The 20,816-nt window shown below is 41.7% G+C and carries 15 protein-coding genes; 11 read left to right on the forward strand and 4 right to left on the reverse strand.

Features of this window, described 5'->3' with window-relative positions; all coding sequences use genetic code 11:
* The first annotated feature begins 1 nt into the window (after position 1).
* From P255_RS03250 to sucD, 6 genes are all read left to right on the forward strand, one after another.
* Positions 2-712, forward strand: a complete 711-nt coding sequence (locus P255_RS03250; RefSeq protein ID WP_004753553.1) for a succinate dehydrogenase iron-sulfur subunit — start codon at positions 2-4, stop codon at positions 710-712.
* Between the two features lie 573 nt (positions 713-1,285).
* The gene (locus P255_RS03255) at positions 1,286-4,105 is read left to right on the forward strand and encodes a 2-oxoglutarate dehydrogenase E1 component (protein WP_004903555.1); all 2,820 of its coding nucleotides are present in this window, start codon (positions 1,286-1,288) and stop codon (positions 4,103-4,105) included.
* A gap of 20 nt (positions 4,106-4,125) precedes the next feature.
* Positions 4,126-5,322: a 2-oxoglutarate dehydrogenase complex dihydrolipoyllysine-residue succinyltransferase gene (gene odhB, locus P255_RS03260; RefSeq protein ID WP_004903557.1), complete on the forward strand. Its 1,197-nt coding sequence runs from the start codon at positions 4,126-4,128 to the stop codon at positions 5,320-5,322.
* A 64-nt stretch (positions 5,323-5,386) separates the two neighbouring features.
* The gene (gene lpdA / locus P255_RS03265) at positions 5,387-6,820 is read left to right on the forward strand and encodes a dihydrolipoyl dehydrogenase (protein WP_004903558.1); all 1,434 of its coding nucleotides are present in this window, start codon (positions 5,387-5,389) and stop codon (positions 6,818-6,820) included.
* Positions 6,821-7,113: 293 nt separating this feature from the next.
* Positions 7,114-8,292, forward strand: a complete 1,179-nt coding sequence (gene sucC / locus P255_RS03270; protein ID WP_004903560.1) for an ADP-forming succinate--CoA ligase subunit beta — start codon at positions 7,114-7,116, stop codon at positions 8,290-8,292.
* Positions 8,293-8,304: 12 nt separating this feature from the next.
* Entirely contained in the window at positions 8,305-9,195 is an 891-nt protein-coding gene (sucD, locus tag P255_RS03275) for a succinate--CoA ligase subunit alpha (RefSeq protein ID WP_004903563.1), read from the forward strand.
* 334 nt (positions 9,196-9,529) lie between these two features.
* Here the strand turns inward: sucD and trpS are convergent, their stop codons facing one another.
* Entirely contained in the window at positions 9,530-10,543 is a 1,014-nt protein-coding gene (trpS, locus tag P255_RS03280; RefSeq protein WP_004903566.1) for a tryptophan--tRNA ligase, read from the reverse strand.
* Between the two features lie 187 nt (positions 10,544-10,730).
* Here trpS and P255_RS03285 point away from each other — a divergent pair, with 187 nt between their 5' ends.
* The 5 genes from P255_RS03285 to P255_RS03305 all read left to right on the forward strand — a co-directional run bounded on the left by P255_RS03285 (position 10,731) and on the right by P255_RS03305 (position 15,511).
* Positions 10,731-11,639 (forward strand): DUF808 domain-containing protein, encoded by a 909-nt coding sequence (locus P255_RS03285; RefSeq protein WP_004903568.1) that lies wholly within the window; start codon positions 10,731-10,733, stop codon positions 11,637-11,639.
* Between the two features lie 16 nt (positions 11,640-11,655).
* Complete coding sequence (gene ypfJ, locus P255_RS03290) at positions 11,656-12,555, forward strand: KPN_02809 family neutral zinc metallopeptidase (RefSeq protein WP_004903570.1); 900 nt, start codon at positions 11,656-11,658, stop codon at positions 12,553-12,555.
* Between the two features lie 12 nt (positions 12,556-12,567).
* On the forward strand, positions 12,568-13,413 hold the full coding sequence (locus P255_RS03295) for a CE1 family esterase (protein WP_004903571.1): 846 nt from the start codon (positions 12,568-12,570) through the stop codon (positions 13,411-13,413).
* Positions 13,414-13,653: 240 nt separating this feature from the next.
* Positions 13,654-15,153, forward strand: coding sequence for a cation:proton antiporter (locus P255_RS03300; RefSeq protein WP_004903573.1), 1,500 nt, complete (start codon positions 13,654-13,656; stop codon positions 15,151-15,153).
* A 46-nt stretch (positions 15,154-15,199) separates the two neighbouring features.
* Entirely contained in the window at positions 15,200-15,511 is a 312-nt protein-coding gene (locus tag P255_RS03305) for an MGMT family protein (protein WP_004903574.1), read from the forward strand.
* Positions 15,512-15,855: 344 nt separating this feature from the next.
* Here P255_RS03305 and greA read toward each other — a convergent pair whose 3' ends face one another.
* The 3 genes from greA to carA all read right to left on the reverse strand — a co-directional run bounded on the left by greA (position 15,856) and on the right by carA (position 20,811).
* Complete coding sequence (gene greA / locus P255_RS03310; protein ID WP_004903576.1) at positions 15,856-16,332, reverse strand: transcription elongation factor GreA; 477 nt, start codon at positions 16,330-16,332, stop codon at positions 15,856-15,858.
* 91 nt (positions 16,333-16,423) lie between these two features.
* Positions 16,424-19,657, reverse strand: a complete 3,234-nt coding sequence (gene carB, locus P255_RS03315) for a carbamoyl-phosphate synthase large subunit (RefSeq protein ID WP_004903578.1) — start codon at positions 19,655-19,657, stop codon at positions 16,424-16,426.
* A 14-nt stretch (positions 19,658-19,671) separates the two neighbouring features.
* Positions 19,672-20,811, reverse strand: a complete 1,140-nt coding sequence (gene carA / locus P255_RS03320) for a glutamine-hydrolyzing carbamoyl-phosphate synthase small subunit (RefSeq protein WP_004903579.1) — start codon at positions 20,809-20,811, stop codon at positions 19,672-19,674.
* Between the last annotated feature and the right edge of the window lie 5 nt (positions 20,812-20,816).

The raw sequence follows: 20,816 nt of genomic DNA on the forward strand, positions 1-20,816 counted from the left end.
GATGAGTAGAGGTACTCGTACATTCGAAATCTACCGCTATGATCCTGATAAGGATAAAGCGCCGTACATGCAAACTTTCAAGCTTGAGTTGACAGATAAGCACCGTATGTTGCTTGATGCTTTACTTGCTTTGAAAGTGCAAGATGAAACACTGACTTTCCGTCGTTCTTGCCGTGAAGGGATTTGTGGTTCAGATGGTGTGAACATCAACGGTAAAAATGGTTTGGCTTGCTTGCAAAACCTGAATGATCTTCCTGAGAAGATTGTGATCCGTCCTTTACCTGGTTTGCCAGTAATCAAGGACTTGGTTGTTGATATGAATCAGTTCTATGATCAATACAACAAGATTCAGCCATTCCTGATTAACAACCAGCCAGCACCACCAAAAGAGCGTTTGCAATCTCCTGAAGAGCGTGAACACTTAAACGGTTTGTATGAATGTATTTTGTGTGCATGTTGTTCAACTTCATGCCCATCATTCTGGTGGAACCCAGATAAATTCTTGGGTCCTTCAGCATTGTTAAATGCTTACCGTTTCATTATTGATTCACGTGATACAGCGACACAAGATCGTTTGGCTCGTTTAGACGACCCATTCAGTCTATTCCGTTGTAAAGGAATCATGAACTGTGTATCAGTTTGTCCTAAAGGTTTAAACCCAACAAAAGCAATCGGTCACATCCGTAGCATGTTGTTAGACCAAGCGGGCTAATTAGATGTACAAAAAAGCGCACATTGAATGATGTGCGCTTTTTTTTATTTGTAGTAGGAGTGTTAAGCTAAGTTGTCTTCTAATTGAATGTTTTTGATGGATCGATCAACATATATCTCTGTTTTGTATTTATATATTTTGATGCGTGATGAGAGGTATGTGGGAAAAAAATTAAATCAATTGGGATAACATGTTAGCATTTAGCAAGTCACTATATTAAAAAAAATAGTGAAAAAAAAGAGCTATTATTTTCATAATGTGAGAAAATAGCATTGTTAAAAAGTAACAGGAAAACGTTTTAGAAAAGCTAAATCGTGTATTTATCTTTATCTAAGACGATTTGCAAAAAATTGCTCGGCTTTTGGTCGGGTATAAGATGAGTGATGATGCCAGGTATGGGCGTTATAATTCATTGTGCCTATAAGGTAGGTTATGCTTATTTTATAAGCACGAATATTCCTGATGATGAAAGTCATCGGGCATGGTGTCATGGTTACCAATCTGACATTATCGATCATGGATTGCTTCACTGAGTAATCTGTAATATTTTTGCAATAGGAAATGGGTCCAAAAATGCAAGAAGTTGCTGACGCATTGCGTCTTGATACTGAACTTTCCGCTGATAGTGCAGCGTATATCGAAGAACTATACGAGCAGTACCTAACTTCTCCATCATCTGTCAGTGAAGACTGGCGTCAATATTTCGATAAATTCCCAAAAGGCGACCAACCACACGGAACTGTGCGTGAACAATTTTTATTACTTGGTCGTAATTCAAATCGCGTACAGTCTGTTGTGCAAAGTACCGTAAGCACTGAGCATGAAAAGCGCCAAATTGGTGTTTTACAGCTTATTTCTGCTTATCGCAACCGCGGACACCAAAAAGCGAAGTTGGACCCTCTCGGTTTAGCAAAGCGTGAAGACGTTCCTGATTTAGAATTAAATGCACATGGGTTGACTAAATCTGATCTAGATACCGTATTTAACACCGGTAATCTTGCGATTGGTAAAGATGAAGCAACTCTTGGTGAAATGGTTGAAACCATGCAGGCGATTTACTGCCAATCTATTGGTGCAGAATATATGCACATCGTAGATACAGTGGAAAAACGCTGGATTCAACAGCGCCTTGAAGGTGCGCGCGGTCAATTTAGCTTTACAGCTGAGCAAAAGAAACATTTCTTGGAGCGTTTGACTGCCGCTGAAGGTTTGGAAAAATATCTCGGTAATAAATTTGTAGGTGCAAAACGCTTTGGTTTGGAAGGTGGCGAAACCTTCATTCCAATGGTCAATGAAATTATTCAACGTGCAGGTACAGTGGGCTGTAAGGAAGTGGTTATTGGTATGCCACACCGCGGTCGCTTGAACTTGCTTGTGAATATCATGGGTAAAAACCCTGCTGACCTATTTGGTGAGTTTGAAGGTAAAGCACTGAACAAGAAAGGCTCTGGTGACGTAAAATATCACCAAGGTTTCTCATCAAATGTGATGACACCAGGTGGCGAAGTTCACTTGGCATTGGCGTTTAACCCATCACACTTGGAAATTGTTGGGCCTGTAGTTGAAGGTTCTGTTCGTGCACGCCAAGTTCGTCGTAAAGACATTGGTGGTGACGATGTGTTACCTGTGATTGTTCACGGTGATGCTGCATTTGCAGGTCAGGGTGTGAACATGGAAACTTTCCAAATGTCACAAACTCGCGGTTATACCGTTGGTGGTACTGTTCATATCGTTGTGAATAACCAAGTTGGTTTTACAACATCTGATCCGCGTGATGCACGTTCTACAGAATACTGTACCGATATCGCGAAAATGGTTCAGGCACCAATCTTCCATGTGAATGGTGATGATCCTGAAGCAGTTGTATTTATTGCTCAACTTGCACATGACTTCCGTCATACATTCCGCAAAGATGTTGTAATTGACTTGTTCTGTTACCGTCGTCGTGGTCACAACGAAGCAGATGAGCCATCAGCAACTCAACCTGTGATGTATCAGGTGATTAACAAGAAAGCGACTACACGTACGCTATATGCTGATCAGCTCGTACAACAAAAAATCTTGGATCGTGCTGAAGCAGACAAGATGGTTGAAGATTACCGCGCGGATTTGGAAGCGGGTAAACACGTTGCTAACGCATTGGTTCTTGAGCCAAATACAAAAATGTTTGTGGACTGGACACCTTACTTGGGTCATGACTACACAGACAACTGGGATACATCATTTGATATCGAACGCTTAAAAGCGATTGGTACAAAAATGCGTCAGCTTCCAGAAGGCTTTGAAATGCAACGTCAAGTTTCAAAAGTCATTGACGAACGCTTGAAAATGCAAACTGGTGAAGTGCCTTTAAACTGGGGTGCTGCTGAAACTTTAGCCTATGCAACTTTGCTAGATGAAGGTTATTTGGTGCGTATCAGTGGTGAAGATGTGGGTCGTGGTACATTCTCACACCGTCACGCTAAACTACATAACCAAAAAGATGGCTCAGTTTATATTCCACTTTGTAATGTCAAAGAAAACCAACCACGCTTTGCGCTTTGGGATTCATTGCTTTCTGAAGAAGCAGTTTTGGCATTTGAATACGGTTATGCAACGACATTGCCAAACAGTTTGATCGTTTGGGAAGCTCAGTTTGGTGACTTCGCGAACTGTGCGCAAGTTGTGATTGACCAGTTCATCGCATCTGGTGAAACCAAGTGGGAACGTGTTTGTGGTTTAACCATGTTGTTACCACACGGCTTTGAAGGTCAAGGTCCTGAGCATTCATCTGCACGTCTAGAGCGTTATTTGCAGCTTTGTGCAGAAGACAACATGCAAGTGATCACACCGACAACGCCTGCACAAATTTACCATGCATTGCGTCGTCAGGCTGTTCGTCCAATCCGTAAACCATTGATTGTGATGTCACCGAAGTCATTGCTTCGTCATAAACTTGCAGTATCTAACCTAGATGAATTGGCAAATGGTCAATTCCAAACTGTGATTGATGAAGTTGATCAAATCAACAAAGCAGACGTAACTCGTATCGTATTCTGTGGCGGTAAAGTGTATTACGACTTGCTTGAAAAACGTCGTGAAGCTGCGCTAGGTAATGTTGCGATTGTTCGTGTTGAACAGTTGTATCCATACCCAGAACAACGTATTGCTGAAGTTCTGAATGCTTATCCAAACGCAACAGAAGTTGTTTGGTGTCAGGAAGAACCGAAGAATCAAGGTGCATGGCACTTTATTGCCCCATTCTTATACGAAACAGTATCAAATGTTGGCAAACAAGCACGCATTAGCTTCGCAGGTCGTGATGCTTCTGCAGCCCCAGCATGTGGTTCACCATATTTACATGCAAAACAACAAGCTAAATTAATTCAAGACGCGCTTGCGATTGAAGCCTAATCATCAGGAGAGACTAAAGAATGGCAACCGAAATTAAGGCACCAGTATTTCCAGAGTCTGTAGCAGACGGAACAATTGCAACTTGGCATAAAAAAGTTGGTGAACCTGTATCACGTGACGAAGTGATCTGTGATATTGAAACTGATAAAGTTGTATTGGAAGTTGTTGCACCTGCTGATGGTAGCTTAGTTGCAATTGTGAAAGGTGAAGGCGATACAGTTCTTTCTAGTGAAGTGATTGCTCAATTTGAAGCGGGTGCTGCTGCAGCAGCTGCTCCTGCAGCAGTAGAACAAGCAGTTGCTCAAACTCAAGCTGGTGCAGCTCCTGTTGTTGAACGTACAGAAACTGTATCTGATCAAGCTCCTGCGGTTCGTAAAGCTTTAACTGAATCTGGTATTGCTGCGACTGACGTACAAGGTACAGGTCGCGGTGGTCGCATTACCAAAGAAGATGTTGCAAACCATCAAGCAAAACCAGCTGCTGCTAACGTAACACCGTTAAGCGTTGCAGTGGGTGAGCGTATTGAAAAACGTGTTCCAATGACTCGCTTACGTAAGCGTGTTGCAGAACGCTTGCTTGCAGCAACTCAGCAAACTGCAATGTTGACTACGTTTAACGAAGTGAACATGAAGCCAGTGATGGAAATGCGTAAACAATACAAAGACATCTTTGAAAAACGTCATGGTGCACGTTTAGGCTTTATGTCTTTCTTTGTTAAAGCAGTTACTGAAGCGCTAAAACGCTATCCAGCAGTCAATGCGTCTATTGACGGTGATGATATTGTTTATCATGGCTATTATGACATTGGTGTTGCTGTATCTTCAGAGCGTGGTTTGGTTGTTCCAGTACTTCGTGATACCGACCGTATGAGCTATGCTGAAGTTGAAAATGGCATCCGTGATTTTGCTTACAAAGCACGTGACGGCAAATTGGCAATTGAAGACATGACAGGCGGTACTTTCACTATTACTAACGGTGGTACATTCGGTTCATTGCTTTCAACTCCAATTTTGAACCAACCGCAAACAGGTATCTTGGGTATGCATAAAATCCAAGAACGTCCTATGGCGGTTAATGGTCAAGTTGAAATCTTGCCAATGATGTACTTAGCGCTTTCTTATGACCACCGTATGATCGATGGTAAAGAAGCTGTAGGCTTCTTGGTAACAATCAAAGAATTGTTAGAAGAACCAGCTAAACTTATCCTAGACCTTTAATTTTTTACGAATAATACAAACCAAGGCAGAGAGAGATCCTTTGTCTTGGTGCATGGAGATAAACATGTCTCAGCAATTTGATCTTGTTGTTATTGGCGGCGGTCCTGGTGGTTATGAAGCTGCAATTCGTGCTGCTCAACTAGGTTTTAAAGTCGCTTGTATCGAAAAACGTATTCATAACGGTAAGCCATCTTTAGGCGGTACTTGCTTGAACGTAGGTTGTATCCCTTCTAAAGCATTACTTGATTCTTCACATCGTTATGAAGATACAGTGCATCATTTGGCTGATCACGGTATTACTACTGGTGAAGTAAATTTTGATCTTGCAAAACTTCTTGCTCGCAAAGACAAAATTGTTGACCAATTGACTGGCGGTATCGATCAATTGCTTAAAGGCAATGGTATTGAGTGGTTAAAAGGTACAGGTAAATTACTTGCTGGTAAAAAAGTTGAGTTTGTTTCACACGAAGGTGAAACTCAAGTTTTAGAACCAAAATATGTCATTCTTGCGTCTGGTTCTGTGCCTGTAAATATTCCTGTAGCTCCTGTAGATCAAGACTTGATCGTAGATTCAACAGGTGCACTAAACTTCCCTGAAGTACCTAAACGTTTAGGTGTAATTGGTGCTGGTGTAATTGGTTTAGAACTTGGTTCAGTATGGCGTCGTCTTGGTGCTGAAGTTGTTGTGTTTGAAGCAATGGATGCATTCTTACCAATGGCGGATAAAGCACTCGCTAAGGAATTTCAAAAAATCTTGACTAAACAAGGTTTAGATATCCGTGTTGGCGCTAAAGTTGCTGGTACTGAAATTAATGGTCGTGAAGTGACTGTTAAATACACCCAAGGTGGCGAAGAAAAAACTCAAACTTTTGACAAATTGATCGTTTGTGTTGGCCGTAAAGCTTATGCAGAAGGTCTGTTGGCTGAAGATTCAGGCATCAAATTAACTGAGCGTGGCTTGGTTGAAGTGAATGACTGGTGTGCAACTTCTGTTGAAGGTGTATACGCGATTGGTGACTTGGTTCGTGGTCCAATGCTTGCGCATAAAGCAATGGAAGAAGGTGTAATGGCGGTTGAGCGTATTCACGGCCATGCTGCACAAGTGAACTATGACACAATCATCTCAGTAATCTATACACATCCGGAAGCGGCATGGGTTGGTTTAACTGAAGAGCAAGCCAAAGAAAAAGGTCATGAAGTAAAAACTGGTCAATTCGGTTTTGCTGTAAATGGTCGTGCTTTGGCTGCGGGTGAAGGTGCTGGTTTCGTTAAATTCGTTGCTGATGCCAAAACTGACCGCTTATTGGGTATGCATGTTATTGGACCTGCAGCATCTGATATCGTTCACCAAGGTATGATCGCACTTGAGTTTGTATCTTCTGTTGAAGATCTTCAGTTGATGACTTTTGGTCACCCAACATTCTCTGAAGTTGTACATGAAGCTGCACTTGCTGTAGATGGTCGTGCGATTCACGCGATTCAACGCAAACGCAAATAATTAGATGAATTAAATAATCTAATTAGAAAATGGCGGTTAATATAACCGCCATTTTTTATTTTAAGACACTGAAATATATAAACTTAATATAATAAAAATCACCTATTATTTATCAATAAAATACCTAAACTTTAGAATATTTTTGAAAATGATGCTTAATTTGTAGTAAAAAGTTGAGTTCCCTGAAAATTTCCACTACAACTAGAATTAGACTTCAGCATGATGCTGTCGTAGCTCGCTTATCGAGATGTATTTTAAAAAAAGTGCATGCAATAAATATAAAAGGTACACAAATGAATTTACATGAATACCAAGCCAAGGCGTTACTTAAGAAATATGGTTTACCTGTTCAAGAAGGTATCTTGGCAACATCTCCCGATGAAGCGGTTGCAGCCTATAAAAAACTGGCTGGAAAATTTGCAGTAATTAAAGCACAAGTACATGCAGGTGGGCGTGGTAAAGCAGGCGGTGTAAAAGTTGTTAAATCTAAAGATGAAGCTGCTGAATATGCAGGGCAAATTTTAGGTACACGTTTAGTCACTTACCAAACTGATGCTTTAGGTCAGCCTGTCAATAGTGTACTGGTTTGTGAAGATGTTTATCCTGTAGAGCGTGAATTGTATTTGGGTGCGGTTGTTGACCGCTCATCGCGTCGCGTAACGTTTATGGCATCGATTGAAGGCGGTGTTGAAATTGAGAAAGTGGCTGAAGAAACACCTGAAAAGATCATCAAAATCAGTATTGACCCTTTAGTGGGTTTATTGCCATTTCAAGCACGTCAGGTCGGCTATGCATTACAGTTGAAAGATGAGCAGATTGATAGTTTCACTAAACTGATGCAAGGCGCGTATCGCGCATTTATTGAAAATGATTTTGCATTGTTTGAAATCAACCCGTTATCTATACGTGAGAATGGGGAGATTTTATGTGTCGATGCCAAAATTGGCATTGATTCTAATGCTTTATATCGAATCCCTGAGGTTGCGGCACTACGTGATAAAACTCAGGAAAATGAGCGTGAACTCAAAGCTTCTGAGCATGATCTGAACTATGTGGCCCTTGAGGGTAATATTGGATGCATGGTCAATGGCGCAGGGCTAGCGATGGCAACCATGGATATTATTCAGCTTTATGGTGGCAAGCCTGCCAACTTCCTAGATGTTGGTGGTGGTGCAACCAAAGAACGTGTGATTGAAGCATTTAAAATTATTTTGGCAGATCATTCTGTTGAAGCTGTATTAATTAATATTTTTGGTGGGATTGTACGTTGTGACATGATTGCTGAAGCGATTATTGCGGCAGTTCAAGAAGTAAATGTCAGTATTCCAGTGGTGGTTCGCCTAGAAGGCAACAATGCTGAGCTTGGTGCAAAAATTCTGGATGAATCAGGGCTAACCCTCATTTCAGCCAATGGTTTAGCTGATGCAGCACAGAAAGTGGTTGCAACATTACAACAAGATCAGAATCACTAAAGGAATATTGCTATGAGCGTGTTAATTAATAAAAATACAAAGGTTTTGGTTCAAGGCTTTACAGGTAAAAATGGGACATTTCACTCCGTACAGGCATTAAATTACGGGACAAAAGTTGTGGGTGGAGTAACGCCAGGCAAAGGTGGTCAGACGCATCTTGATTTACCTGTATTTAATACCATGCAAGACGCAATGCGCGAAACACAGGCAGATGCTTCAGTGATTTATGTACCTGCACCTTATGTGCTGGACTCAGTTGTCGAAGCAATTGATGCTGGCGTCGGTTTGATTGTTGTTATTACGGAAGGTGTACCAACGCTGGATATGTTGAAAGCCAAACGTTATTTGGAAACTTGTGGACAAAATACGCGCCTGATTGGCCCAAACTGCCCGGGTATTATTACACCTGAACAATGTAAAATTGGCATTATGCCAGGGCATATTCATCGGGCAGGACGTATTGGAATTATTTCCCGTTCAGGAACTTTGACGTATGAAGCTGTATCGCAAACCACTAAACTTGGTTTAGGCCAGTCAACCTGTATCGGGATTGGGGGAGATCCAATTCCTGGTATGAATCAGATTGACGCTTTAAAATTGTTTCAAGATGACCCAGATACCGATGCGATCATTATGATTGGGGAAATTGGTGGGACTGCTGAAGAAGAAGCAGCGGAGTATATTCAATCTAATGTGACTAAACCTGTAGTTGGGTATATTGCAGGGGTTACTGCGCCAAAAGGTAAACGCATGGGTCATGCAGGCGCGATTATTTCTGGCGGGAAAGGTACAGCCGAAGAGAAATTCATGGCATTTGAAAAAGCTGGAATCGCCTATACCCGTAGTCCTGCAGAAATTGGCACAACCATGCTCGAAGTTTTAAAAGATCAAAAACTGATTTAAATCAAAATTCTAGACTAATTTTAAAATTCAAGTTTTTACTGGCTAGAAACTTGAATTTTTTTATGCAAAATTTAGATAAAAAAATACGCAATGGTTGGGGTGACCACTGCGTAGAACAACGAAAAACTGAAAACAGTTCCGTAAAATGGAGAAATGTCATTTAGCTGTAACAACTAAACGCTATAGGAGCAGTATATAAAAAAGCTGACTAAAATAATAGGCTTTTACGCAATTTAACTGTTAAATAACGTAAAAAAATGACGCTTTTTGTTGCATGTTTTGCACATAATTAACAAAAATGGTCACTTTTGGTCATACTTTTCTGTGGTAATGCTCAGAAACGGAACATTCCAAGCCCATCTTTTACTTCATCTAGTGTCGTTTGAGTAATGACCTGACACTTTTGTGTACCTGCTTTCAAAACATCCATAATATAGTCAGGGTCTTTAGAAAGTTCATTGCGACGTTCACGAATTGGTGCAATCAGGTCTTTTAAAATACCTTCAAGGCGTTTTTTCACCGTGCCATCGCCTAAACCACCACGGCGGTAGTGAGCTTTCAATTCTTCAAGTTCTTCTTTATTTGGATCGAAGGCATCTAAATAAGTAAACACCACATTGCCTTCAACTTGACCCGGATCTTCAATGCGCAAGTGATTTGGGTCGGTATACATGGCATTCACTGCTTTTTTGATGTCTTTGTCTGTGGCATTTAACACAATTGTGTTGCCCAAAGACTTGGACATTTTGGCTTTGCCATCGAAGCCAGGCAAGCGTCCTACATTTGATAACAATGCTTTACACTCTGGTAGTAAATCACGTCCGATCTGACGGTTAACACGACGTACAATTTCGTTGGTTTGTTCGATCATTGGAATCTGATCTTCACCAACAGGTACAACAGTTGCTTTAAATGCAGTAATATCAGCAGCTTGAGCAACTGGATAGCATAAGAAACCTGCTGGAATATCGCGCTCGAAACCACGCATTTGAATTTCTGACTTAATGGTTGGGTTACGCTCTAAACGTGCCACAGTCACAAAGTTCAAATACAGCATGGTGAGTTCATTTAATGCGGGCAGATGTGACTGAACGCAAATCGTGGTTTTACTTGGGTCAATACCAACAGCCAAGTAATCTGTAGCAACTTCGATGACATTGCGACGGACTTTTTCAAAGTTATCGGCATTGTCAGTTAAGGCTTGCGCATCGGCAAGTAAAATGTGTTGATGATGCGTGTCTTGTAAGCCTACACGTGAACGTAGTGAGCCAACAAAGTGACCTAAATGCAGTTGTCCAGTTGGTCGGTCACCTGTCAAAATAATTGGGCGTTGATCTGCTGTTGTCATGAGATATCCTAAACGCTGTGCTTTGATCGTTTTTTAAAAATGCATTTATTGTAAGGCATAAGCGGAACGATGTCTTATGACAAAACTAAGCAATTGCTTAAGATTGTTGGTTTTCATGCATCAACATGCTGAAAAATACAAAAACACTTTACAATATTGAAAAACCTTCATACTGGATAATAAATATATGGCAAGTAGCCTACTGCTGTTATTAGATGATATTGCAACGTTACTAGATGATGTTGCCTTAATGAGTAAAACTGCAGCACAAAAAACCGCAGGTGTTTTAGGTGATGATCTTGCGCTGAATGCTCAACAGGTCACAGGTGTGAAAGCCGAGCGTGAATTACCTGTGGTTTGGGCTGTAGCGAAAGGCTCATTATTAAATAAATGTATTTTGGTGCCCGTGGCACTGATTGTCAGTATTTTTGCTGCTTGGTTAATTAATCCTTTATTGGTGATAGGTGGATTGTTTTTGTGTTATGAAGGCGTAGAGAAAGTTCTACATAGCTTGCATACCAAGAAACATACCGACGTCAGTGAAATTCCCGAAATGCCAGATGATCTGGTGGCTTATGAGAAAGATAAAATCAAGGGTGCAATTCGTACTGATTTTATTTTATCGGCTGAGATAGTGGTGATTACTTTAGGTACAGTGGCCACAGCAACCCTGATGAATAAAGTCATTGTCATGAGTCTGATCGCGGTGGTGATGACATTGGGTGTGTATGGGCTGGTTGGTCTGATTGTCAAAATTGATGATATGGGGTTGTATCTGACTCAGCAAGACAAGGCATGGAAAACCCGTGTGGGTAATTTACTGTTGGTATTTGCGCCTAAACTGATGAAAACTTTGTCTGTTGTAGGAACAATAGCAATGTTTTTGGTGGGTGGTGGCATTATTAATCATGCGGTTCCATTTGCACATCATTGGACTGAGCGTGCGATCGATCAGGCAGAAGTGATTCCAACCGTTGGGCAGATTATGGGCAGTATTACGCCAATGCTGTTAAACATGGGTTTGGGGGTTATTGCTGGAGCAATCGTTCTTGCTGGAGTCACCGTATTGAGTAAAATTTTCACAAAAGCCAGTTAAGGGATGGGATGCTGTTATGGAATGGAAAGGTCGTCGTGAAAGTGACAATGTGGAAGACCGTCGTGGCGGTGGTGCTGTAAAAACAGGAGGCATCAGTATTGTTGGGTTGGTGGTTGCCTTTGTGGCTTGGAAGTTTTTTGGTGCTGATCCACAGCAAACTTATCAGGTGACCAAACAACTCACAACACAACAGCAGTCCCATCAGCAAGCGATACAGCATCCGACCAGCGAACAGCAAGAAGCCAAGCAGTTTGTATCTACAATTTTGGCAGATACCGAAGATACTTGGACAACAATTTTCAAACAGCAAGGTTGGCAATATACACCAGCCAAATTGGTACTTTATCGGCAGTCTACCTCAACAGCGTGTGGTGCAGGGCAATCTGCAATGGGGCCTTTTTATTGCTCATCCGATAAAAGTGTTTATTTAGATACCGATTTCTTTGTTGAAATGCGCCAGCAACTTGGCATATCGGGAGAGAAAAATAGCACCCAGCTTTCCCGTCAAGATCAGGCCGGTGATTTTGCTATGGCGTATGTGATCGCGCATGAGGTAGGGCACCATGTACAAAATCTTTTGGGAATTTCTGAAAAAGTCTATGCACAACGTCAGCAAATGAGTCAGAAACAAGCCAATCAATTGTCAGTACGACAAGAGTTGCAGGCGGACTGCTTTGCTGGAATTTGGGCAAAATATAACAATCAGCGGACTCATTTTTTACAACAGGGCGATGTTGAAGAAGCTATGGATGCTGCTGAGAAAATTGGCGATGATTATTTACAAAAGCGTAGCAGTGGACAAATTGTTCCAGACAGTTTTACCCACGGCACAAGTCAGCAACGGATAAAATGGTTTGATCGTGGCTTAAATGCACAAGATTTATCAGCCTGTGATACGTTTCAGCATCCTTTATAGTGAGAAGGTTCTATGCGTTGGCTCAGTTTATTTGTTGGATGTTTAGGTTGGGTATTGTCGTTTTATACTACTGCACAGCAACCGATTGAGCAGCATATTTTGGTGCAAGGCATACAACGCCAGTACCTTGTACTTGATGCACACCATCAGAAACCTGCGCCGCTAGTGATAGTGTTGCATGGTGGCGGTGGCAATGCATCACGAATGTTGCAGCGCTGGCAGACAGTCGCCCAACGTGAAGGTTTGATTGTGGTTGCACCAAATGCAGAGAAAGCGACATGGAATGCTCTAGGTTGTTGTGGTGATGCCCAACAGCAGCAAAGTGCAGATGCTGCATTTATTCAGGCAATGCTGAAAGAAGTTGAGCAACGAACTTCGGTTGATCAACATCGCATTTATGTAGTTGGTTTTTCAAATGGCGGTATGCTGACTTATCAATTGATTGCACAGCAGCGAGCGCCTTTTGCAGCTGCAGCTGTGGTTTCTGCAGCAATGTTTTCTGGGCAGCCGCAACCTCAAACCGCGATGCCATTATTGATTGTGCATGGAATGCAGGATCAGGTTGTCCCAATTAATGGAGGTAAAAGTCAGGTACGTTTTGTGGCACGTGCTCAGACGCAAGCTTTTTTACCACTCAATCAAACAATTGAGATCTGGAAGAAGGTCAACCAATGTCAGGCAAAAGACCTAAAATCCAATACGGTAGCATTTGAATTTTGGCAATACCGTGCTTGTAAAGCAGATTTACAGGTGTATTTACTGAAATCTCAAGGACATACGTGGTCAACAGTAGAAGATGCAGATGGCATTGATACGACTCAAGTTATTTGGGATTTTTTAAAGCAACATCATCACTAACGATTTAATTATTTGAAATATATAGATATTTTATTTATTAAAGATTTTTTGATTTTGTGGTGTGGTTTTTTTATTTCATTAATAGTCTAAAAAGGTGTAAAAATTTTCATTTATGTGTGTGATTGTGTGGTATTTTCCCCAAAAATAACAAAAAATATGTAAAATGATTCAGACGTCTTTTTTCGTCGCAGAGCTTTTATTTATGTAAAAACAAAATCAGTCTAGTGATATAGGGGGCTTATGGGTAGTTATTTTATTTTACAGGTCTTTACAGTTATTTTTGCCCTATCTATTGCAACTACAATTTTCAATAAACGTATTTTAGGTTTTCCTCAAGCGATTGGTGTACCGATCGTATCGGCAATTCTTGTCTTTATTTTACAGTGGGGTGCAAGCCTGCTGAGTGGTAATCATTTTATTACCATTAATATTCATAATATTGAAAATGCAGTTCGCCACATCGATTTTTATGATTTTTTAATTAATGGCGTGATTTGTTTTATTTTAACGTCGTCAGCATTAAAGTTTAAAATTTCCGATTTGCGCAATCACTGGAAACCGATCAGCATTCTGGCCAGCATTTCACTGGTTTTGTGTGCGGTCTTTTTTGGTGGCATGTTATTTGGTTTTCAGGCGTTGATCGGACATCCTGTACCAATCGCCATACTATTATTGTTAGGCTCGGCATTGGGTGCAACTGACCCGATTGGGATTAAAGGCGTACTCAGTTCAGTACGTGCACCGCATCATCTGATTGTAAAGCTTGAAGGCGAATCACTGTTTAATGATGCGATGTGTATTGCTGTATTCATGACTTTGTTGAATGTGATTCAGGGTAAAAATTTTACGCTGATCGGCACATTGGAAACCTTGTTGTATGAAATTGTTGTTGCGGTATTGATTGGCTGGGCATTTGGACAAGGGATTTTACGTTTACTACGTGGTAAACATGAACCAGAGTCTCTCATTTTGACTACGGCACTGTTGGCATGTGGTTCATACTTGGTGGCGTTATTTGCCCATGCTTCAGCACCGATTGCCTGTGTGATTGGCGGGTTGATTGTCGGCAATCGCTGGCAGGAGATTCTATCTGAAACGGCAACTCGCGAAATTAATCATTTTTGGCATACGGTAGAGGGAATTATTAATTCATTCCTGTTTACTTTAATTGGTCTGGAATTGTTTATTCTGGATCTAAACGCCAGCATGATTTTAGGTGGGATTATTGCCTTTATTGTATTGCATATTTCCCGTTTTGCCGCCAACTTTTTATCTTTTGCCTGTTTTCCAAGTTTTCGTAGAAATAGTTATAACGGCAGTCTGACAATTTTAAGCTGGGGCGGGGTACGTGGTGGCCTATCACTGGCTTTGATTTTGGCAGTGGCAAACCATCCGACTCTCAGTCCTTATAGTAGTATTCTGATTGGCTATACTTTTATTGCGGTGCTACTGTCAGGTGTGGTCTGTGGTTTAGGATTGCCTGCGGTAATGAATGCATTTTATTATAATCCGCATGAGGAAACCGAAGGGTTTAAGGGCTGGTATCAGCGTTTGTGCCATAAAATGAATCGTAAAGGTGTGAAGTACATTGTCGGGGAAGATGCCAATGGCAGTGAAACCATTACTGTGTATAACCCCGAACAGATTGCCGATGTGAAAGCGGATGATGGTGTGGCTGCTTTACATGATCCAAGCAAGATGACAGAGCGCAACCTGCTAGAAAACCCCCATAATTTCTAAGTGTTAAAGCCATCTTTTAGATGGCTTTTTTATCTGAGAGGCTTTTATGCAAGTTGAGTTGTATCGCCAGATTTTGGAAGTGGTTGCGCGTATTCCACAAGGAAAAGTGGCCAGTTATGGACAGGTTGCCAAAATGGCAGGTTTGCCACGCCATGCCCGATTGGTCGGGAAAGTTTTGCAGAGTCTTGAAGAACACAGCGATATTCCTTGGCATCGGGTTGTGAATGCCCAAGGTAAAATTAGCCTGAGCCAGACCAATGCCCAAGGAGAAAATCTGCAAGCCATGCGCTTGATTGATGAAGGGATAGTTGTGATGGATGGTCGAATTAAATTAAAGGTATATCAGTGGGGAAATTGAGATTGAGTGCAATCTCAAATGTTTTTAAGCAATATAAAGATATGGAAAAATAAAAGTCATTTGAATACACATGCCATTCAGTGAATTTAAGCAGACGTTAACATACGGGCAGATTTGACGGTCTATCGGGCTGGAAGGGTAGTCATCAAACTAATTGTTTTGATTCAGATTGGTTTACCATAAGCCAAGCGCAATCATATTCCTTTCGTTCTGGTTCTCACTGGTAGATACCCGCAATTTCCTGAAAGGATTCCTTTGTATGTCAATATATTTGATGCTGCATATGGGATTTATGCTGAAATAATAAGTTAAAAAAAAGGAAGTACTTTGTACTTCCTTGATCTTTATAGATATTCTACGCTAACAATTTCGTATTCTACTTCACCCTGAGGTGTCACGATTTTGACTTCATCGCCTTCATTTTTGCCTAGAAGACCACGTGCAATCGGTGAATTCACTGAAATTTTATTGATTTTAAAATCTGCTTCGTCATCACCTACGATTTTATAGGTTTTACGTTCTTCTGTATCTAGGTTTTCAATGGTGACCGTTACCCCAAACACAACGCGACCATTTTGCTCAAGATCATTCACATCAATCACTTGGCATGCGCCGAGTTTACCTTCGATGTCCTGAATACGACCTTCACAGAAACCTTGTTGTTCACGAGCAGCATGATATTCTGCATTTTCTTTTAAATCGCCATGTTCGCGTGCTTCAGCAATTGCTTGAATAATACGTGGACGCTCAACAGTTTTTAAATGCTGTAATTCTTTCTCTAAAGCTGCTTTGCCCTCAGGCGTCATTGGATAACGTTGCATTTTAGTCCCTCTAAATGAAATGGGATAATACCGTTTAAAAAAAAGAAAAATCCCGCCACCGATTAGGTGACGGGACTTATCGGATCAGTAATTAACTTAACTTTTGTAAATCTTGCAAGCGATATACATCCATTGGTAATTGGATCGCAAAGGCTTGGCAAACTGCTTCAGCACCGTTAATGGTAGTGGTGTAATACACTTTACCTTGTAGAGCAGCACGACGAATCATTGCTGAGTCATATTGAGCGCGTTTGCCCTCAGTGGTATTGACAATAAGGTGTATTTCGCCATTTTTCAAGCGGTCTACAATGTGTGGACGGCCTTCGGTGACTTTATTCACGCGTTCGCATTCAAGACCAGCATCGCTCAGTACTTTGTGAGTACCAGAAGTTGCAACCAGTTTGAAACCGTATTCAGCAAGGCGTTTTGCAATATCAACCACGTGTTCTTTGTCTGAATCACGAACAGACAAGAATGCATGTTTAACTTCGCCTTCAGTTGGTAAGCCAGGTAAGCGTTCATTTGAGCCTAAAACAGCTTTATAGAATGCTTCACCAAAAGATTTACCAACGCCCATTACTTCACCTGTAGATTTCATCTCAGGTCCAAGCATTGGGTCAACACCAGGGAATTTAGCAAATGGGAATACCGCTTCTTTGACAGCAAAGTGAGTCGGAATAATCTCTTTGGTGAAACCTTGAGATTCTAAAGACTGACCAGCCATACAACGAGCAGCAACTTTCGCTAGAGATTCACCGATACACTTCGATACGAAAGGAACAGTACGTGATGCACGAGGGTTTACTTCAAGTACGTAAATGTCGTTGCCTTTTACTGCGAACTGAACGTTCATCAAACCAATTACACCAAGCTCTTTCGCCATAGCAACAGTTTGACGGCGCATTTCGTCTTGGATTTCTTGAGAAAGCGAGTATGGAGGAATCGAGCATGCAGAGTCACCTGAGTGAATACCTGCTTGTTCGATATGCTGCATGATACCGCCAATCACGACATCTTTACCGTCAGATACGCAGTCAACGTCAACTTCGATTGCTGAATCCAAGAAGTGGTCAAGCAAAACAGGTGCTTCGTTAGAGGCTTGAACTGCTTCGCGCAAGTAGCGTTTCAACTCATCTTCGTTGTACACGATTTCCATCGCACGACCACCAAGTACATAAGATGGGCGAACAACCAGTGGGTAACCCACTTTTGCAGCTTCAGAAATACCTTCTTCAGCAGATTTTACAATGCTGTTGCTTGGTTGACGAAGTTGTAGACGTTGAATCATTTGCTGGAAACGTTCACGGTCTTCTGCACGGTCAATCGCATCAGGAGATGTACCGATAATTGGCGCACCAGCTTCTTCTAAAGCACGAGCCAATTTAAGCGGAGTTTGACCACCGTACTGTACGATAATACCTTTTGGCTTCTCTGTACGTACGATTTCAAGTACATCTTCCAAAGTGATTGGTTCGAAGTACAGGCGATCCGACGTATCATAGTCGGTAGAAACTGTTTCAGGGTTACAGTTCACCATGATAGTTTCATAACCGTCATCACGCATTGCAAGCGCCGCGTGTACACAACAGTAGTCAAATTCAATGCCTTGACCAATACGGTTTGGACCACCACCGATCACCATGATTTTGTCACGGTTTGATGGATTCGCTTCACATTCTTCATCGTAAGTTGAATACATGTAAGCTGTGCCTGATTCAAACTCGGCTGCACATGTATCTACGCGTTTGTAAACTGGATAAACACCCAAATTCCAACGCTGCTTGCGGAATTGTTTTTGTGAAATACCCATCAAGTTTGCAATACGTAAGTCAGATAAACCTTTACGTTTGAATGAACGGATATTGTCAGCAGTTAAGTCACCAAAGCCTAAAGATTTCACTTTAGCTTCAGTTTTAATGATGTCTTCGATTTGAATCAGGAACCAACGGTCAATCTTGGTTGCTTCAAATACGTCATCAAGAGTAAAACCATGACGGAAGGCATCTGCAACATACCAAATACGCTCAGGACCTGGAACTTTAAGCTCTTTAAGAATTTTATCTTTCGCGCCTTCAGCACCAACAGCAATTTGTTCGTCAAAACCACAAACGCCAACTTCAAGACCACGAAGTGCTTTTTGTACAGATTCTTGGAAGTTACGACCAATCGCCATCACTTCACCCACAGATTTCATCTGTGTAGTCAATACAGGCTCAGCTTGAGGGAATTTCTCAAAGTTGAAACGTGGAATTTTGGTTACGACATAGTCGATTGCAGGTTCAAATGACGCAGGTGTTACACCGCCAGTGATGTCATTTTTAAGCTCATCAAGGGTATAACCAACAGCCAATTTCGCAGCAATTTTTGCAATCGGGAAACCAGTTGCTTTAGATGCAAGTGCAGATGAACGAGAAACACGAGGGTTCATCTCAATCACAACCATACGACCATCTTTCGGGTTAATACCGAATTGAACGTTTGAGCCACCTGTTTCAACACCGATCTCACGAAGAACTGCAATCGATGCGTTACGCATGATTTGATATTCTTTGTCAGTTAGTGTTTGTGCAGGTGCAACGGTGATTGAGTCACCAGTATGTACGCCCATTGGATCGAAGTTTTCAATCGCACAGACAATGATACAGTTGTCATTTTTGTCACGAACAACTTCCATTTCGTACTCTTTCCAACCAATCAAAGATTCATCAATCAATAATTGTTTAGTTGGAGAAAGGTCGAAACCGCGTTCACAAATTTCAATAAATTCATCTTTATTGTACGCGATACCACCACCTGAACCACCCATCGTGAATGATGGACGAATGATCACAGGGAAGCCAAAACGTGCTTGAATTTCTAAGGCATGTTCCATGCTTTCTGCAACATCTGCACGAGGACATTCAAGTCCGATTTTGCGCATTGCGATGTCAAACAGTTTGCGGTCTTCAGCTTTTTCAATCGCTTCTTTGCTTGCACCAATCAATTCAACATTGTATTTTTCTAAAATACCATGTTCATCAAGTGCAAGCGCACAGTTCAATGCTGTCTGACCACCCATTGTAGGGAGAACAGCATCTGGGCGCTCTTTCTCAATGATTTGTGCAACAGTTTGCCAAGTGATTGGCTCGATGTAAGTTGCATCTGCCATTGCAGGGTCGGTCATAATGGTTGCTGGGTTAGAGTTCACCAAAATAACGCGGTAGCCTTCTTCACGAAGTGCTTTACAGGCTTGTGCACCAGAATAGTCAAACTCGCAGGCTTGACCAATCACAATAGGACCAGCACCAATAATTAAGATGCTTTTAATATCCGTACGCTTAGGCATTATTCGCTCCTTAATTACTTCTTAGCGGCTTCGATAAGTTCGATGAAATGATCGAACAGTGGAGCACAGTCATGTGGACCTGGGCTAGCTTCAGGGTGACCCTGGAAGCTGAACGCTGGTTTGTCTGTGCGGTGGATACCTTGCAACGTGCCATCAAACAACGATTTATGCGTTGCTCTTAAGCTGGCTGGTAAGGTGTCTGCATCGACTGCGAAACCGTGGTTTTGCGAAGTAATCATCACTGTACCATTTTCAAGGTTTTGTACAGGATGGTTTGCACCGTGGTGACCATGACCCATTTTGATGGTTTTTGCACCAGAAGCGAGGGCAAGAATTTGATGACCTAAACAAATACCAAACACAGGTAAATTTGTCGTTTCAACAATAGTTTTTACAGCTTCAATTGCGTAATCACATGCCGCTGGGTCGCCAGGACCATTCGACAAAAATACGCCATCAGGATTTAATGCCAGAACTTTTTCTGCAGGAGTCTGTGCAGGCACAACGGTTAATTTACAACCGCGGTCTGCAAGCATACGTAAGATGTTGGTTTTGACACCGTAGTCGTATGCAACGACATGATATTTTAATTCAGGTTGTGCAAAGCCTTGACCCAAAGCCCATGAACCTTCAGTCCATTCAAAGCCAGTTGGATCGCAACATTCTTTGGCAAGGTCTAAACCGTTTAAACCGCCAAATTCACGTGCTTTTGCCAAAGCTTGTTCTTCAGTAATGTTCTCACCAGCAAGGATGCAACCGTTTTGTGCACCTTTGTCCCTTAAAATACGCGTTAATTTACGTGTATCAATATCTGCAATTGCAACAACATTGTGCTGTTTTAAGTACTCAGCCAAAGATTGTTCAGCGCGGAAATTGCTATGTAATAAAGGGAGATCGCGAATGATCAAACCGTTCGCCCATACCTTATGGATGCGACCTGATTCAGAATCTTCTGCGTTACAACCCGTGTTTCCGATATGCGGATAAGTTAATGTCACAAGTTGCTGTGCATAACTCGGGTCAGTAAGAATTTCTTGATAGCCAGTCATGGCTGTATTAAAAACGACTTCACCAGTCGTACATCCCGTAGCGCCGATAGAGGTACCTTTAAAGATAGTTCCATCTGCGAGGGCTAAAATGGCGGGGGTGCTCAAACCAA

Source organism: Acinetobacter brisouii CIP 110357 (genome assembly GCF_000488275.1).
Taxonomy (GTDB): domain Bacteria; phylum Pseudomonadota; class Gammaproteobacteria; order Pseudomonadales; family Moraxellaceae; genus Acinetobacter; species Acinetobacter brisouii.

Bases quoted from the DNA above. Each gene is read 5' to 3' on its own strand.
- sucD (WP_004903563.1), top strand. From the start codon at position 8,305: ATGAGCGTGTTAATTAATAAAAATACAAAGGTTTTGGTTCAAGGCTTT.
- P255_RS03285 (WP_004903568.1), top strand. From the start codon at position 10,731: ATGGCAAGTAGCCTACTGCTGTTATTAGATGATATTGCAACGTTACTA.
- P255_RS03305 (WP_004903574.1), top strand. From the start codon at position 15,200: ATGCAAGTTGAGTTGTATCGCCAGATTTTGGAAGTGGTTGCGCGTATT.
- lpdA (WP_004903558.1), top strand. From the start codon at position 5,387: ATGTCTCAGCAATTTGATCTTGTTGTTATTGGCGGCGGTCCTGGTGGT.
- sucC (WP_004903560.1), top strand. From the start codon at position 7,114: ATGAATTTACATGAATACCAAGCCAAGGCGTTACTTAAGAAATATGGT.
- P255_RS03295 (WP_004903571.1), top strand. From the start codon at position 12,568: ATGCGTTGGCTCAGTTTATTTGTTGGATGTTTAGGTTGGGTATTGTCG.
- ypfJ (WP_004903570.1), top strand. From the start codon at position 11,656: ATGGAATGGAAAGGTCGTCGTGAAAGTGACAATGTGGAAGACCGTCGT.
- P255_RS03250 (WP_004753553.1), top strand. From the start codon at position 2: ATGAGTAGAGGTACTCGTACATTCGAAATCTACCGCTATGATCCTGAT.
- greA (WP_004903576.1), bottom strand. From the start codon at position 16,332: ATGCAACGTTATCCAATGACGCCTGAGGGCAAAGCAGCTTTAGAGAAA.
- carB (WP_004903578.1), bottom strand. From the start codon at position 19,657: ATGCCTAAGCGTACGGATATTAAAAGCATCTTAATTATTGGTGCTGGT.
- trpS (WP_004903566.1), bottom strand. From the start codon at position 10,543: ATGACAACAGCAGATCAACGCCCAATTATTTTGACAGGTGACCGACCA.
- P255_RS03255 (WP_004903555.1), top strand. From the start codon at position 1,286: ATGCAAGAAGTTGCTGACGCATTGCGTCTTGATACTGAACTTTCCGCT.
- odhB (WP_004903557.1), top strand. From the start codon at position 4,126: ATGGCAACCGAAATTAAGGCACCAGTATTTCCAGAGTCTGTAGCAGAC.
- P255_RS03300 (WP_004903573.1), top strand. From the start codon at position 13,654: ATGGGTAGTTATTTTATTTTACAGGTCTTTACAGTTATTTTTGCCCTA.